Source organism: Qipengyuania sp. ASV99 (assembly GCF_047872805.1).
In the GTDB taxonomy this organism is placed as follows: domain Bacteria; phylum Pseudomonadota; class Alphaproteobacteria; order Sphingomonadales; family Sphingomonadaceae; genus Erythrobacter.
Window position 1 is genome coordinate 84,065 of sequence record NZ_JBLQUK010000002.1, and the last position, 14,044, is coordinate 98,108.

Annotated in this window: 13 protein-coding genes and 1 riboswitch; of the genes, 10 read left to right on the top strand and 3 right to left on the bottom strand. The window is 61.4% G+C overall.

Going from position 1 to position 14,044, the window contains the following annotated elements; genetic code table 11:
- Positions 1 to 2 precede the first annotated feature (2 nt).
- The 10 genes from ACM64M_RS04310 to ACM64M_RS04355 all read left to right on the top strand — a co-directional run bounded on the left by ACM64M_RS04310 (position 3) and on the right by ACM64M_RS04355 (position 11,087).
- Positions 3 to 1,511 carry a tetratricopeptide repeat protein gene (locus ACM64M_RS04310; protein ID WP_416227432.1) on the top strand — a complete coding sequence of 503 codons (1,509 nt, stop codon included), beginning with the start codon at positions 3 to 5 and terminating at the stop codon, positions 1,509 to 1,511.
- A gap of 156 nt (positions 1,512 to 1,667) precedes the next feature.
- The gene (locus tag ACM64M_RS04315; RefSeq protein ID WP_416227433.1) at positions 1,668 to 2,174 is read left to right on the top strand and encodes a YbjN domain-containing protein; all 507 of its coding nucleotides are present in this window, start codon (positions 1,668 to 1,670) and stop codon (positions 2,172 to 2,174) included.
- 31 nt (positions 2,175 to 2,205) lie between these two features.
- On the top strand, positions 2,206 to 3,018 hold the full coding sequence (locus tag ACM64M_RS04320; RefSeq protein WP_416227434.1) for a pyrroline-5-carboxylate reductase family protein: 813 nt from the start codon (positions 2,206 to 2,208) through the stop codon (positions 3,016 to 3,018).
- 145 nt (positions 3,019 to 3,163) lie between these two features.
- Entirely contained in the window at positions 3,164 to 3,907 is a 744-nt protein-coding gene (locus tag ACM64M_RS04325; RefSeq protein ID WP_416227435.1) for a Bax inhibitor-1/YccA family protein, read from the top strand.
- A gap of 230 nt (positions 3,908 to 4,137) precedes the next feature.
- Positions 4,138 to 5,100: a hypothetical protein gene (locus ACM64M_RS04330; protein ID WP_416227436.1), complete on the top strand. Its 963-nt coding sequence runs from the start codon at positions 4,138 to 4,140 to the stop codon at positions 5,098 to 5,100.
- Between the two features lie 54 nt (positions 5,101 to 5,154).
- Positions 5,155 to 5,344, top strand: a riboswitch (cobalamin riboswitch).
- 115 nt (positions 5,345 to 5,459) lie between these two features.
- Entirely contained in the window at positions 5,460 to 7,391 is a 1,932-nt protein-coding gene (locus tag ACM64M_RS04335; RefSeq protein ID WP_416227437.1) for a TonB-dependent receptor plug domain-containing protein, read from the top strand.
- 39 nt (positions 7,392 to 7,430) lie between these two features.
- Entirely contained in the window at positions 7,431 to 8,498 is a 1,068-nt protein-coding gene (gene obgE / locus ACM64M_RS04340; protein WP_416227438.1) for a GTPase ObgE, read from the top strand.
- 44 nt (positions 8,499 to 8,542) lie between these two features.
- Entirely contained in the window at positions 8,543 to 9,676 is a 1,134-nt protein-coding gene (gene proB / locus ACM64M_RS04345; RefSeq protein WP_416227439.1) for a glutamate 5-kinase, read from the top strand.
- Positions 9,673 to 10,584 carry an NAD-dependent epimerase/dehydratase family protein gene (locus ACM64M_RS04350; protein ID WP_416227440.1) on the top strand — a complete coding sequence of 304 codons (912 nt, stop codon included), beginning with the start codon at positions 9,673 to 9,675 and terminating at the stop codon, positions 10,582 to 10,584. The genes proB and ACM64M_RS04350 overlap by 4 nt, the downstream gene beginning before the upstream one ends.
- Before the next feature lie 104 nt (positions 10,585 to 10,688).
- Positions 10,689 to 11,087, top strand: coding sequence for a hypothetical protein (locus tag ACM64M_RS04355; protein ID WP_416227441.1), 399 nt, complete (start codon positions 10,689 to 10,691; stop codon positions 11,085 to 11,087).
- A gap of 74 nt (positions 11,088 to 11,161) precedes the next feature.
- On the opposite strand, the gene ACM64M_RS04360 is transcribed toward ACM64M_RS04355, so the two are convergent.
- Genes ACM64M_RS04360 through ACM64M_RS04370 form a run of 3 tightly spaced genes read right to left on the bottom strand, consistent with a single transcriptional unit; the run spans position 11,162 to position 14,043 of the window.
- Positions 11,162 to 11,932 (bottom strand): phosphoadenylyl-sulfate reductase, encoded by a 771-nt coding sequence (locus ACM64M_RS04360; protein ID WP_416227442.1) that lies wholly within the window; start codon positions 11,930 to 11,932, stop codon positions 11,162 to 11,164.
- Positions 11,913 to 12,380 (bottom strand): DUF934 domain-containing protein, encoded by a 468-nt coding sequence (locus tag ACM64M_RS04365; protein ID WP_416227443.1) that lies wholly within the window; start codon positions 12,378 to 12,380, stop codon positions 11,913 to 11,915. Before ACM64M_RS04365 ends, ACM64M_RS04360 begins: the two co-directional genes overlap by 20 nt.
- On the bottom strand, positions 12,367 to 14,043 hold the full coding sequence (locus tag ACM64M_RS04370) for a nitrite/sulfite reductase (RefSeq protein ID WP_416227444.1): 1,677 nt from the start codon (positions 14,041 to 14,043) through the stop codon (positions 12,367 to 12,369). The genes ACM64M_RS04365 and ACM64M_RS04370 overlap by 14 nt, the downstream gene beginning before the upstream one ends.
- Position 14,044 lies beyond the last annotated feature (1 nt).

Genomic DNA, 14,044 nt, shown 5'->3' on the forward strand with positions numbered 1-14,044 from the left:
GCATGAATATCCGCCGGATAAAACCCCGCCTGTCTGCTGTTGCTGCGGGATTGATGCTGATGCCGTTAGGGGTGGGCGCGCCGCATGTCGCCGCGGCTCAGCAATCAACCGCGCGCGAAGTGGTGCAGCCGCTCCCATCACCTGAAATTCAGCGGCTCAACCGCGCGCTGCTCGAACTGGCACGGCAACCGGGCAGGGTGGCACCGTTGCTCGAAGCGGGCGATGCGTCGCTGGCGCTTGAGGATTTCGACGCCGCAATGGGTTTTTTCGCGCGCGCGGCCGAAATTGATCCCAATGATGCGCAGGTGAAGCTGGGACTGGGCCGCGTCTATCTGCGCTCCGGTCGCCCGGTGGAAGCGATCCCGTTCCTTGACTCTGCACGCGCCGCAGGGGCTTCACCGCGTGAAGTGCTGGGTGAGCAGGCGCTCGCCTTTGATCTTGTGGGTGATCAGCCAGCCGCTCAGGCCGCCTATCTCCGTGTGCTCGAACAGAGCCCGCAAGATGATGAAGCGCGCCGCAGGTTGGCGCTCAGCTATGCGATTTCGGGCAATGAGGATGGGTTTCAGACCACCCTCGCACCGCTGATCGAAGCGCGTGATGTTGCCGCGTTTCGTGTCCGTGCCTTCGGGCTGGCGATCATGGGCGAACAAGAGCGCGCCGAGGCCATCGTCGGGGCGGTCATGCCGCGCGATCTGGCGACCCGCATCAACCCCTATCTTGCCTATATGCCGCGATTGACAGCGGCGCAGCAGGCGGCTGCGGCCAATCTTGGTATCTTTCCGCGCGCCGCCGATATTGGCCGCGAAGACCCGCGCATTGCCCGATTTGCCCGCGAGGGCGCAGCAGGTTCAAGGCTTGAACCGGTGGGCCAACCGCTCGGCGCGCCTGTCCTGCCTGCACCTGCGCCGCCGCAGGTCGCTGCGGCAACGGTGCCGACGGCGGCAACACCGGCCGCTCAATCGAGCGCGCAACCTGTGCCACGCCCCGGTTTCGATCTGGTGCGTGGGGATGCAATCACGGATGCCCCCGCTCCGCCGCTACCGCAGATTGCGACGACAACAACGCGCAGCGCCGCCGATCAAGCCCCGCCTCAATCAGCAGCCGTCAACGTCGCCGATGCCTTTGCCGATCTGGGCGGTGGTGAATTGCCCGTCGCAGCGGGCACGGGCGGCGCGGTCAATATTGCTGAAATTGAAATTCCACGCGAGGTTGCACCTCCTCCTCCCCCGCCGCCGCCAGCGCATCCGAGTCGCATTTGGGTGCAGGTCGCCACCGGGCGCGATGTCGATGCATTGCGGTTTGACTGGCGGCGTATGACCCGGCAGGCATCCGATTTGCTGGGGAAATATGAACCGCACGTCACCCCCTGGGGCCAGGCCAACCGCCTGCTGGCAGGGCCGATAAGCAGCCGAGATGAGGCGCGGGACCTGGTTAAAGCGCTTGCCGAACAGGGGCTGGAGACATTTTCCTACGTTAGTCCAGAAGGCACGGAAATTCAGAAGCTTAAATAGAAAATTTCGGCCATCCACGGGTTTCTTTGCACAAGCTTTGAACAGGCGAAATGGGTTCTCCCCAGCGCGCCGCTTGCGGTGCATTGCCAAGCGGGGCGGTAAACGGGCATTTGCCGGTTCGATGCAAAACACCGCTGCCCCGCCGAAAGCCCTTACATGAGACCGCGCGAGCCCGAATTTACCCCCGATGAAGACGCCGCGCCGGTTGAAATGCTCGCTGCCCTGTTTGAGGCGCGCGGGTGGGAATGCGATATTGTTGCCGAGGATGAAATGGTCGGCGAAGTGCAAGGCAGCTGGGCCAAATATCAGCTCCGCGCGATCTGGCGCAGTGCCGACAATGTCCTGCAATTCCTCTGCCTGCCCGACATCCGCGTGACCGACGAAAAACGGCAGCGTGCCTATGAGTTGCTCAGCCTGGTGAATGAACAGATGTGGCTTGGCCATTTCGACATCTGGTCCAATGGCGACGTGCTGCTCTATCGCCACGGTGTCTTACTGGGCGATGAGGGGATGTTGTCGATTCAACAGGCGCAGGCATTGGTAGAATGCGCAATCGACGAATGCGACCGGTTCTATCCCGCGTTCCAGTTTGTGTTGTGGGGCGACAAGTCCCCGCGTGATGCCTTGGAGGCCGCAATGGTTGACGCGGTGGGGGAAGCGTAACCATGTGAGCGCTGCGGAAAGGCGGTTCACTATGCAAGAAATCAAACAACTTCTTATAATTGGCTGCGGAAATATGGGCGGCGCGATGCTTGCCGGGTGGCTGGCATCGGGGCTCGATCCGTCGCGCCTTGCGATTCTTGATCCAGCTCTGGAACAGGCGCCTGACGGAGTGGCGCTGTATCGTGACCCGGCCGAGGCACAGGCGGCAGCTGCGCATGATGCAGTGATGCTCGGCTTCAAACCGCAACAGCTGGGCAAATTGGCTCCTGGGATTCAAGGCCTGACCGGCGCGGGGATCTGCGTCTATTCGCTGCTTGCCGGGATCACCGTGACACAGTTGCAACAGGCTTTTCCGAGTGCATCGGCGCATGTGCGGGTGATGCCCAACCTCGCCGCGCGGATTGGCAGATCACCGGTGATCCTGCTCGAAGAAGGGCTATCGGAGGCGCAGCGCGAGGGGGCATTTGCGCAATTCGACACGCTTGGCACCGCATTGTGGCTGGAGGATGAGAGCAAGTTCGATCTTGCCACGGCGCTCGCCGGGTCGGGTCCAGGCTTTGTCTACCGTTTCATCGACGCACTGGCGGCGGCTGCGAGCGAGCTTGGCCTCGAGGCCGGGCAGGCGACCAGTCTGGCGGTGGCGATGGTCGACGGGGCGTCATCGCTGGCGGCGGCTGCGGATATTACCCCTGGCGAGCTGGCTGATCGGGTTGCCAGTCCCGGTGGGATGACTCGCGAGGGGATGAATGTGCTCGATGAGGGCGGAGCGCTGGCCGACCTGCTCACGCGTACCCTGATCGCAACCCGCGACCGGGGCGCGGCGCTGGCCAAGGGCGGCGATTGACCCTTCGTTAATTATACTAGCGGAACAAATGAACGAGATTCGACGAATCTGTTCCGGTTTTGCTTGAAAACCGCGCGCGAAACCACGATATTGCTCCGCATAAGGCGCGTATTGTCGCGCCCCTGTTGGAGACAAGGGATCCAAAATGGCTGATTGGAAAGACACGACCCGCGCTGGCCAGGGCTTTGGCTCGGTTCCGCGCGCTGGCGGCGACGTCGCAGGGCGCGCCGCTTATGATGAGGGCCTGCGTTCCTACATGCTCTCGATTTACAACTACATGGCTTCGGGCGTGCTGCTGACCGGCATCGTTGCGCTGGGCGCTGCGTCGACAGGGCTGGTCTATGCTTTTGTCGGCGGTCCGCTGATGTGGATTGTGGCGCTGGCACCGCTGGCGTTCATCCTGGTGATGAATTTCGGCCTCCACAAGATGAGCACCGGCATGTTGCAGGTGGTTTTCTGGTCGTTTGCGACCGTTATGGGGCTGTCACTTTCGACGATTTTCCTGCGCTTTACCGGCGAGTCGATCGCGGTGACCTTCTTTGCGACGGCAGGCGCTTTTGCTGGCCTGTCGCTGTGGGGCTACACCACGAAGAAAGACATTTCGGCTTGGGGCAGCTTTCTGTTCATGGGCGTGATCGGTCTCATCATTGCGATGGTGATCAACATTTTCCTGCAATCCGAAGCGATGGCTTTCGTAATCAGCGGCATTGGCGTGCTCGTGTTCGCGGGCCTGACCGCCTATGATACGCAGCGGCTGAAGAACGATTACCAATATCTGCGCGGCACCGAATTCATGGGCAAGGCCGTGATTATGGGTGCCGTCAGCCTGTATCTCGACTTCGTCAACATGTTCATGTTCCTGCTGCAATTCCTTGGCAGCCGCGAATAGGCGCATCGCCATAATGACCTGATTGGGGGTTTTCCCTGATCGAACTGTTGAAACACCAATGCCCGGAGCCTTTGATAAGGCTTCGGGCATTTTCTTTGCCGGACGCAGCGCCTAACGGTTAAGGGAAAGCTGACTGCGGGGAACGGATATGCGGCTTCAGCCCGGAGCAAGGGTTGCGGAGCTATCGGTCAAACCCCAGTCATGGGCGGGTCAATGAAAGGCAATTTTATATGAGCAGGCGTTCAATGATCTCCATGGCCGACCGCAAGACTGGCCGCGCTGGCAATCCGCCCGCACCGATCAGGATCACTGCAATCGCTGCCTCGCTGGCATTGCTCGGTGCCTGCGCCACCCCGGCACCGCCGCCTCCGCCGCCTCCCCCTCCGCCGCCTCCACCCCCGGTTGAGACGACCCCCTACCGTCCGCTTCCTCCCGGCGGCGCGTCCTATGTCATGGCGATCCCGGGCAAGGATGAACTGGGCCGCCGCATAACAATCAATCGCGGCATTTCCGTTGATGAGATCGTCTGGCATTTCCGTTCGGCTTGGAACGTTGCGGCGCTCAATTGCCTCGCCGCGGAATATGAGCCGATCCTGACCGCTTACAGCGCATATATCAGCGTTCATGGAAGCGCGCTGCGCCGGGTGAATGACCGGATCGACGCGCAATATCGCAGCGACAATGGCGCGCGCCGAGCAGGGATTATCGCGCGCGAAGGGCATATGACATCGGTCTACAATTTCTTCGCTTTGCCGCCCGCGCGCGCACGGTTTTGTCGCGCGGCTCTGGACATTTCGAACCGCTATTTGCTCGCCCCGGTCGATCCGATTGCCTTTGCCACAGACAATTTTTCCGTGATTGAGCAGCCGTTCGAGCTGTTCTTTCAGGAATATGAGCAATATCAACGCGCCTCGGCGGATTGGGATGCGCGTTACGGCGCTATGTTTGGACCTTCGCAGCCCGGATGGGTGGTGGTGCAACAGGCGCGCGCGAATGGTGTGCCGGTGCCGACCGTCGGGAGCGGTGCACCAGCTGCAACGCTCGCTAACCCCGGCGTCGCCAGCTCCGTGATCGACCCGGAAACCGGCATTGCGGTGCCCATCGTGCCGGTGCAGGAGAACATCATTTCGCAGCCCGTGATTGAGCCGGTTGCATCAGACCGCCCCGACAATCAGCCCGCATCACCGCAATGACAGTGCGCAAACGGCGGCGATCAACGGGTGTTGCGCCGTCGGAGTTGTTGGACTAGCAGACCCCCACACTTCGGTAACGGGAATGCGGTTTAATTCCGCAGCTGTCCCTGCAACTGTAAGCGGTGAGTGTCTGTCGCGCGCGGGCCCGCAAGGGCGCGCAACCACTGAGGGAAACCTTGGGAAGGTGAGCGGCAGACGCGTTTATCCGTGAGCCAGGAGACCGACCGGAGCGTGTCGCTTGTTGCCTGGTTCAGGGATTGATCCGGCGCGGAAAGACTTTCGTTTCGAGCGACGACCAAGGCGGCTGTGGGGAAACCCGCAGTCGGTGTTGTTCGCTCGTTCGGAAGGAATACCGACTAATGAAGAATGTGAAACTGCTGTGCGGAGCGGGACTTGCCGCGCTGGGGTGGAGTGTGCCTGCGCTGGCGCAAGATGACCATGGCGTTGCAACTGGCAACGGCCAATCCCGCCCTGATACGGAGACGCCGATCCTCGTCACGGCCAGCCGTGATCCAGCGATTACGCTCACCGATTACACCGGCTCCGCGTTTGTCATCACCGCCGAACAGCTCGAAGCCCGCCAGACCCGCGACATTGCCGATGTGCTGCGCGATGTGCCGGGCGTCGCTGTCAGCAGCGTTGCAGGGCAGACCCAGATCCGGCTGCGCGGGGCCGAGGGCAACCACGTGCTGGTGTTGATCGACGGGATCGAAGTGTCCGATCCCTTTGCAGGCGAGTTTGACGTCGGCACGTTGCAGGCTGAAATCGGTAGCCGGGTTGAGGTTTTGCGCGGGCCGCAATCGGCGCTCTATGGCTCGGATGCGATTGGCGGCGTGGTCGCCTATGACAGCGGCAATTTCGACGGGGTCGCAGCCCGGCTCGAAGGCGGTTCAAACAACACTATCAACGGCGCGGCGCGGGCTGGCGGTTCGGGCAGCGGCTGGGATGCCTCGCTATCCGCAATTGTGGTGAGCACCAATGGTGAACCCAACGCAAGAGGCGGGGTGCGCGACATTGGCCGCGACAGCTACACCGTTTCGGGCAAGGGATCGGCTGAAGTTGCAGAGGACTTTACCCTGCGCGGCTCTGCCCGGTTCATCCGCACCGAAGGCCAGTTCAACGATTCCGATTTCGACACCGCCAGCCCGACCTTTGGCCTTACCATCGACAGTCCCGGCACCGGTTTTGAAAACGAAGCGGTCTATGCCATGATCGGCGCGCAATATTCCGCGCTCGATGGGCGGTGGACGCATGACCTTTCAGCCCAGATCGCCGACATAACCCGCGGCACATTCGGCCCGTTTGGTCCGAGCAATTCTTCCGAGGGCGACCGGATCAAAGCGTCCTATGTCAGTGGCTTTGCACTGGCGGACGAACATTCGTTGACCCTTGCCGCCGATTGGGAGCGCGAACGGTTTCGCAACACCACGCCCGGCGGGTTCGCCTTTAACGGGCGGCGCCAGATCGAGAACGCCGGGATCGTTGGCGAATATCGCTATGATGGCAACCGCTTCGATTTTTCGGCGGCGTTGCGGCATGATTTCAATTCACGCTTTGCCGATGAAACCACCTTCCGCGTCGGCGCGGGCTACGCTGTGACCGACACCACCCGGCTGCGCGCCTCTGCCGGGTCAGGGATCAAGAACCCCGGATTTTTCGAACTGTTCGGCTTTGTCGATGGGCGCTTCATCGGCAACGCTAACCTCCAGCCGGAAAAATCGACCAGCTGGGAAGTGGGCGTGGATCAGACCTTGTTCGGCGATGCTGTAACCGTGTCCGCGACATGGTTCGATGCGGAACTGGATGATGAGATATTCACCACTTTCCCTGCGCCAACCTTCATCGCCACCCCGGCCAATCGCTCCACCAAAAGCAAACAGCGCGGCGCTGAGCTGGCGTTGGCGGCGCGGATCAGCCCGCAATGGAGCCTGAACGCGGCCTATAGCTATCTCGATGCCGAAGAGAACGGGATCGAGGAAGTGCGCCGCCCGGATCACACCGCCAGCGCCGCGCTGACCTGGACCGCGCCCGGTGATGCAGCCTCGGCAGCTCTGGTGGTGCGCCATAATGGCGAGGCCATCGACCTCGCCTTCACCGACCCCAGCTTTGTTCCGGTGCGCGCGGTGCTGGACGATTACACGCTCGTGAATCTCAACGCCGAGGTGAAATTGGCAGAGGGTTTGACGCTGTTTGCGCGCGCAGAAAACCTGCTGGATGAACGCTATGAGCAGGTCTTCAGCTTTGTTTCGCCGGGGCGCACGGTGATTGCGGGGTTCGAGGCGAAATTCTAACCCACTCGCTTTTCTTCGAGGAAATGCATAGGGGGCCTTATGCATTTCCTCGATCAGGCCAAAATCTATCTCCAATCGGGCGCAGGCGGACCGGGTGCGGTCAGCTTTCGCCGTGAGAAATATGTCGAATATGGCGGTCCCGACGGCGGCAATGGCGGCAAGGGCGGCGATATCATCTTTGAAGCGGTGCAGGGCCTCAACACCCTGATAGACTTCCGCTATTCGCAGCACTTCAAGGCGAAACGCGGCAATCACGGACGCGGCCGCGATCAGACCGGCGCGGGCGCGCCCGATCTGGTTATCAAGGTTCCTGTCGGCACGCAGATCCTGTCAGAGGACAAAGAAGAAGTGCTCGCCGATTTTACCGAACTGGGTCAGCGGATCGTGTTTCTCGAAGGCGGGATCGGCGGGCGCGGCAACGCATCTTACAAGACGTCGAGCAACCGTGCCCCGCGTCAACATCAACCGGGCATGCCCTCGCAGGAAATGTGGGTCTGGCTGCGGCTGAAGCTGCTCGCCGATGTCGGGCTGGTCGGGCTGCCCAATGCGGGCAAATCGACCTTTATCAACGCAGTATCCAACGCGCAGGCCAAAGTCGGCGATTATGCCTTTACAACCCTGGTGCCCAAACTGGGGGTGGTGCGCCACAAGGCCCGCGAATTTGTGTTGGCGGATATTCCCGGACTGATCGAAGGGGCGGCGGATGGTGCGGGAATCGGTGACCGGTTTCTGGGCCATATCGAACGCTGCCGGGTGCTGATCCATCTGATCGATATCACCGGCACCGAAGCCTCCGACCCGGTCGAAGCGATGCGGGTGATTGAGGATGAGCTGGAGGCATATGGCGCGGGGTTGGATGACAAGCCGCGTTTGGTGGCGTTGAACAAGCTCGATCTGGCCGATAGCGAATTGGTCGATGCTTTCCGCGCCGAACTGCTGGCAGCGGGTGCAGAAAAGGTTTTTGCGGTTTCCGGTGCGACCGGTGCAGGGATCGACGCATTGATGGATGCAGTGCTGAGATATCTGCCAGAGCAGACCTCAACCGAAACCAAAGCCGCCGAAATCGAGGACACGGGTGAGGGCGGGGAGGAATGGTCGCCGCTCTGACCGGGCTTTCAATTTGACCCGCAAACCCTTAGTTGCAGTGCAACATGGCCATAGAAACGCTTCTCGATTTCCGCGACATTGAAAAATGCCCGAGACTGGTCATCAAGATCGGTTCGGCGCTGCTGATCCATCCTGACGGCGAACCGCGGTTCGAATGGCTGCGCAGCGTCGCACATGAAGTCGCCAATGCGCGCGAACGCGGGCAAGAGGTGATTGTGGTGGCCTCCGGTTCGGTGGCGCTCGGCGCGGCAATGCTTGATCTGCCGGGCAAGGGTCGCACCACGCTGTCGCATGCGCAGGCGGCAGCAGCGGTTGGGCAGGTGTTCCTCGCTTCCACATGGGCGATGATGTTCAGGGAACATGGTCTGGTCGCGGGACAGATGCTGCTGACGCTGGACGATCTCGAGAACCGCAGCCGCTATCTCAACGCCCGCGAAACCTTGCGCGAATTGCTGAAACGCGGGGTGGTGCCGATCATCAACGAAAACGACACCACGGCGACCAGCGAAATCCGATTTGGCGACAACGACCGGCTCGCCGCGCGAGTGGCGCAGGCGGTGGAGGCTGACGGCGTGCTGCTGCTGACCGATGTTGACGGACTGTATGACAAGCATCCGCAGCAACCGGGTGCCAAGATTCTTCCCGAAGTGCGCGGTGTGACCGAAGAGATTCACAAGATGGCGACCGGAGGATCGGGGTCGGGCATCGGATCGGGCGGCATGACGTCCAAACTGCTTGCCGCCGAAATTGCAGGACGGGCCGGAATTGCGCTCGCGATCATAAAGGGGGTGGAAGATCACCCTATCGGCCGCGCACTGAGCGCCGATACTGGAACGCTGTTCTTGCCGGAACGCGATGACAATGCCTTCAAATCGTGGATTGGCGGGCGGATGCGGTTCAACGGGTCGCTGCGGATAGATGATGGCGCCGTCGCCGCGTTGAATAGCGGCAACAGCCTGCTGGCGGCCGGGCTGACGCAGGTGCTTGGCAAGTTTGAACGCGGCGATGTGATCGCGGTTGAGGATGCACTTGGGCGCATGATCGCCAAGGGCATGATCGAATATGACAGCGCCGATTGCGACAAGATCAAGGGGCTGCGCAGCGGTGAAGTCGAGGCGGTGCTGGGCCATGTCCCGCGTTCGGCAGTGATCCACCGCGACAATATGGTCATTCTGTGACGTCCGCCGCGCGGTTGGCGATCACCGGCGCGACCGGCTTTGTCGGGAGCGCGGTGATAGATGCGGCGCTTGGTCACGATCTGCAGCTCTTGGCCCGCCGCAAGCAGGCACCGCGCAAGGGTGCCGTCTGGGTGCAGGGCACGCTTGGTGATGAAGAGGCGTTGGATGCCCTATGCAGGGGCGTGGATGCGGTGATCCACATTGCCGGCCTGACCAACACGCCCGATCCTGCAGAATTTGAGGCGGCCAATGTGACTGGCACGGCCAACATGATTGGGGCAGCAAAGCGAGCCGGGGTGCGGCGCTTTGTATTTGTCTCATCGCTGGCGGCGCGTGAGCCGCAATTGTCGGCCTATGGTGCATCCAAGGCGCGAGCTGAAACGCTGGTCGAGGCAAGCGGGCTGGACTGGACCATCGTGCGACCCCCTGGCGTCTATGGTCCGCGTGACGATGATTATCTGGAGATGTTTCGCACGGCAAAGCACGGCTTTGTCCCGTTGCCGCCGGGCGGAGCGAGTTCGATCATTCATGTCGATGATCTGGCGCGCCTGCTGGTGACGCTGGCCGAAACGGGCGGGCACAAGTCGATCTATGAACCCGACGACGGGCGCGAGGGCGGCTGGTCGCACAAGGAGCTTGCGCAGGCCATCGGGCGCGCAGTGGGCAGGCGCAGCGTGTTTGCGCCGCATTTGCCCCAATGGGCACTTGGGCTGGCTGCGGGCGCGGACCGGCTGTTGCGCGGCGACCGGGCAAAGCTGACGGCGGACCGGGTGGGCTATATGTGCCACCCCAATTGGGTTGCCCGTTCGGATCGGCGCGTGCCGCCGGGCCTATGGCAGCCGCAGATCAGTGGTGAAGAAGGGCTAAAATCCGCCGCCGAATGGTATCGCGCGCAAGGTTGGCTCTGAGCGGATTAACTGGACGCGCGCCGTGGATCGCCTATCGCTTCGGTAGGGGTCGCGAATCGCAGCGATGAGTTGTGTCATTGCTGCGCATCACCAAGGGGGAAATCATGAAGAGAATCGCACTTGTGGCCGCGCTGGCCACTATCGCTGCCTGCACACCCGCGGCAGAAACTGAAGCACCGGCAGAACCAGCAGCAGTTGAGGCGGTGGCTGCAACGACCGCTGCCGATGGTGGGCCGTCCCATGGTATGTACCGCGTCACCGATTCCGAGGGCAAGGTGAGCATGGAAGATGTCCGCGAAGACGGAACGTGGAGCAGCACCGACGATGAAGGCGTTGTCACCACCGGCACTTGGGAACAGAAGAGCCCGAACATCTATTGCGCCACTGCCGACACCGAAGGCGCAGAACAGGAATGCCACGATGAAGTGGTCGATGAAACCGGCGTCTGGACCAGCACCGATTCCGAAGGCAAGGTCGCTACGATAGAGCGCGTTACTGGCTGATATATCAGCTTTTTCAGGCTAATGAAAAACGCCCCGTTGGCCCAAAGGCCGGCGGGGCGTTTTCGCATTTGGCCTTACAAAAACGGTTCCTCGCCCGGCTTGTGGATGCCGCATTCGGTCTTGTCCCAGCCTTTCCACCGGCCAGATCGAGGGTCTTCGCCCGGTGCGACCTTGTGGGTGCACGGCTCGCAGCCGATTGAGGGAAAACCGCGCGCGACCAGCGGGTGGCGCGGCAGGTCGTGCTGAATGAAATGCGCCTCGATCTGGCCCGCGTCCCAATCAATCAGCGGGTTGATTTTTAGCCGCCCCTGCGCATCCGAAGTGTCCACTTCAAACCGCGGCAAATTGGCGCGGGTTGATGACTGGAACGCCTTGCGCCCGGTGAAACTGGCATCAAAGCCGGACAGTGCCTTTGCCAGAGGCAAGACCTTGCGAATTTCGCAGCAGCCATCGGGGTCATAGGACCAGCGCAGCCCGGTTTCGTCTTGCTTCGCCAGATCCACTGCATCCGGGGTCAGGATGCGCACATCGGTAAAACCCAGACGCGACACAAGATCATCGCGGTACTGCAGCGTTTCGGCAAAATGCTTGCCGGTGTCGAGGAACAACACCGGGACATTGCGGCTGGTCTGCGCAATCAAATGCAGCAGCACCGCGCTTTCCGCACCAAAGCTGGAGACGATGGCGAGATCGCCCGCCAGATCGCCTCCGATCACGCCTTCGAGCATTTCCTGCGTTGAGGACCCGCGGAACATCCGGTTGAGCCGCACCGCGTCATGGTCGGTGAAGCGCGGGGCGGCATCGATCCGGTCGATCTTGCGGACTTCATTCATGGTCTGCTCCATGGCGAATTTCCTGAATGGTTTTGCGCCCGTCGGCGGCGCGTTGATAGACATTGTCCCAAGTTGCAAAGGCACGACGCGCATCCGCTTCATCGAGCGGCCTGTCGGGCGCAAATGCGTCAAAGCCGCAGCGGCGCATGTGGCTCAATTGATCGATCAGCACGTCGCCCACCGCGCGCAATTCACCGGAATAGCCTGCCTCGCGCAGAATTCGCGCAGCGGAATAGCCGCGCCCGTCGCCAAAGCTGGGGAAGTTGACCTCAACCAGCGCGAGCCGGTCAAGATAGGGGAGCAGCAGCCGCGCATCGTCGCCCGGTTCTATCCGCACGGCGGCGGCGTTGGTCTGATCGCAGCAGGCATCGACCGTGACGGTGCCGTGATCGGCAGGCTCATCATCGCGGAACCGGAACTGCACTTCATCAGGCGAGGTGCCAAAATCAGGCTTGCCCATAAAGCGCCTCCTTGAACGGGACCATGCCGATGCGGCGGTAGGTGTCGACAAAGCGTTCTTGGCCCTCGCGCTGGGCGAGATAGACATCGGTGACTTTGTCGACAGCCTCGATCACGCCGTCTTCGGTAAAGCCGGGGCCGGTGATCTTGGCGAGGGAAACGTCCTCTGCCTCTGATCCGCCGAGCGAGAGCTGGTAATTCTCAGTGCCTTTCTTATCGACGCCAAGGATGCCGATATGGCCAGCATGGTGGTGCCCGCAGGCGTTGATACAGCCGGAGATTTTCAGTTTCAGTTCGCCAATCCGCCCGGTTTTGCCGCTGGCATCAAAGCGTTCGCTGATCCGCTGCGCCAGCGGGATCGAACGGGCGTTGGCGAGGCTGCAATAATCCAGGCCGGGGCAGGCGATGATATCCTCGATCGTGTCCATGTTGGGCGAACCCAGACCGGCTGCGTCCAGCGCGCTCCACAAGGCAGGCAGGTCCGCGATCCGCACATGCGGTAGAACGATGTTCTGCGTGTGCATCACGCGCAGTTCGTCAAAACTGTACAACCGGGCAAGCTCCGCCATCAATCGCATCTGATCGCCGGTTGCATCGCCGGGGATGCCGCCAACGGGTTTGAGGCTGATTACGGCGGAGACATAGCCTGGTGCCTTGTGGGCATGGGTGTTGTTCCTCACCCACCGGCCAAACCCGTCATCCCAGCGAAAGCTGGGATCCAGGGCGGCCTCGCGCTCAAGTCGCCCGAGATCCCAGCTTTCGCTGGGATGACGAAATGAGGGCGGGGCAAAGAACGGCTTGATCCGCTCCAGCTCCTCACGCGGGGGCTCGATGCCCTGCTGAAGCAGATGCGCGAATTCTTGCTCGACCTGCCGAGTGTATTCTTCCGCGCCGATTTCATGGACGAGGATCTTGATCCGCGCCTTGTATTTGTTGTCGCGCCGGCCGTAGCGATTGTAGACCCGCAGGCACGCCTCGGCATAAGTGATAAGCTGATCTAGCGGCACGAAATCGCGCACCATCGGCGCGATCATCGGGGTGCGGCCCATGCCGCCGCCAACATAGAAAGACGCTCCCAGCGCACCGTCCTTTTCCACGATACGGATGCCGATATCGTGCAGCCGCATCGCGGCGCGATCCTTTTCGCTCGCGATCACTGCGATCTTGAACTTGCGCGGCAGATAGGTGAATTCCGGGTGGAAGCTCGACCATTGGCGCAGCAATTCGGCATAGGGACGCGGATCGGTCAATTCGTCCGCCGCCGCTCCCGCAAAATGATCGGAAGAGATATTGCGGATGCAGTTTCCGCTGGTCTGAATCGCGTGCATCTCAACCTTGGCGAGGTCGGCAAGGATGTCGGCAGCGTCCTCCAGCTTGATCCAATTGTATTGCAGGTTCTGGCGCGTGGTGAAGTGGCCGTAACCGCGGTCATATTTGTCCGCAATATCGCCCAGCGCGCTCATCTGGCGTGAATTCAACGTGCCATAGGGGATCGCCACGCGCAGCATATAGGCGTGGAGTTGCAGATAAAGCCCGTTCATCAGCCGCAATGGCTTGAATTGATCCTCGGTCAATTTGCCCTCGATCCGGCGGCGCGCCTGATCGCGGAACTCCTCGACGCGGGCGGCGACCATGGCAGAATCGTATTGGTCATATTGATACATG

Bases quoted from the DNA above. Each gene is read 5' to 3' on its own strand.
- ACM64M_RS04310 (WP_416227432.1), top strand. From the start codon at position 3: ATGAATATCCGCCGGATAAAACCCCGCCTGTCTGCTGTTGCTGCGGGA.
- ACM64M_RS04315 (WP_416227433.1), top strand. From the start codon at position 1,668: ATGAGACCGCGCGAGCCCGAATTTACCCCCGATGAAGACGCCGCGCCG.
- ACM64M_RS04320 (WP_416227434.1), top strand. From the start codon at position 2,206: ATGCAAGAAATCAAACAACTTCTTATAATTGGCTGCGGAAATATGGGC.
- ACM64M_RS04325 (WP_416227435.1), top strand. From the start codon at position 3,164: ATGGCTGATTGGAAAGACACGACCCGCGCTGGCCAGGGCTTTGGCTCG.
- ACM64M_RS04330 (WP_416227436.1), top strand. From the start codon at position 4,138: ATGAGCAGGCGTTCAATGATCTCCATGGCCGACCGCAAGACTGGCCGC.
- ACM64M_RS04335 (WP_416227437.1), top strand. From the start codon at position 5,460: ATGAAGAATGTGAAACTGCTGTGCGGAGCGGGACTTGCCGCGCTGGGG.
- obgE (WP_416227438.1), top strand. From the start codon at position 7,431: ATGCATTTCCTCGATCAGGCCAAAATCTATCTCCAATCGGGCGCAGGC.
- proB (WP_416227439.1), top strand. From the start codon at position 8,543: ATGGCCATAGAAACGCTTCTCGATTTCCGCGACATTGAAAAATGCCCG.
- ACM64M_RS04355 (WP_416227441.1), top strand. From the start codon at position 10,689: ATGAAGAGAATCGCACTTGTGGCCGCGCTGGCCACTATCGCTGCCTGC.
- ACM64M_RS04360 (WP_416227442.1), bottom strand. From the start codon at position 11,932: ATGGAGCAGACCATGAATGAAGTCCGCAAGATCGACCGGATCGATGCC.
- ACM64M_RS04365 (WP_416227443.1), bottom strand. From the start codon at position 12,380: ATGGGCAAGCCTGATTTTGGCACCTCGCCTGATGAAGTGCAGTTCCGG.
- ACM64M_RS04370 (WP_416227444.1), bottom strand. From the start codon at position 14,043: ATGTATCAATATGACCAATACGATTCTGCCATGGTCGCCGCCCGCGTC.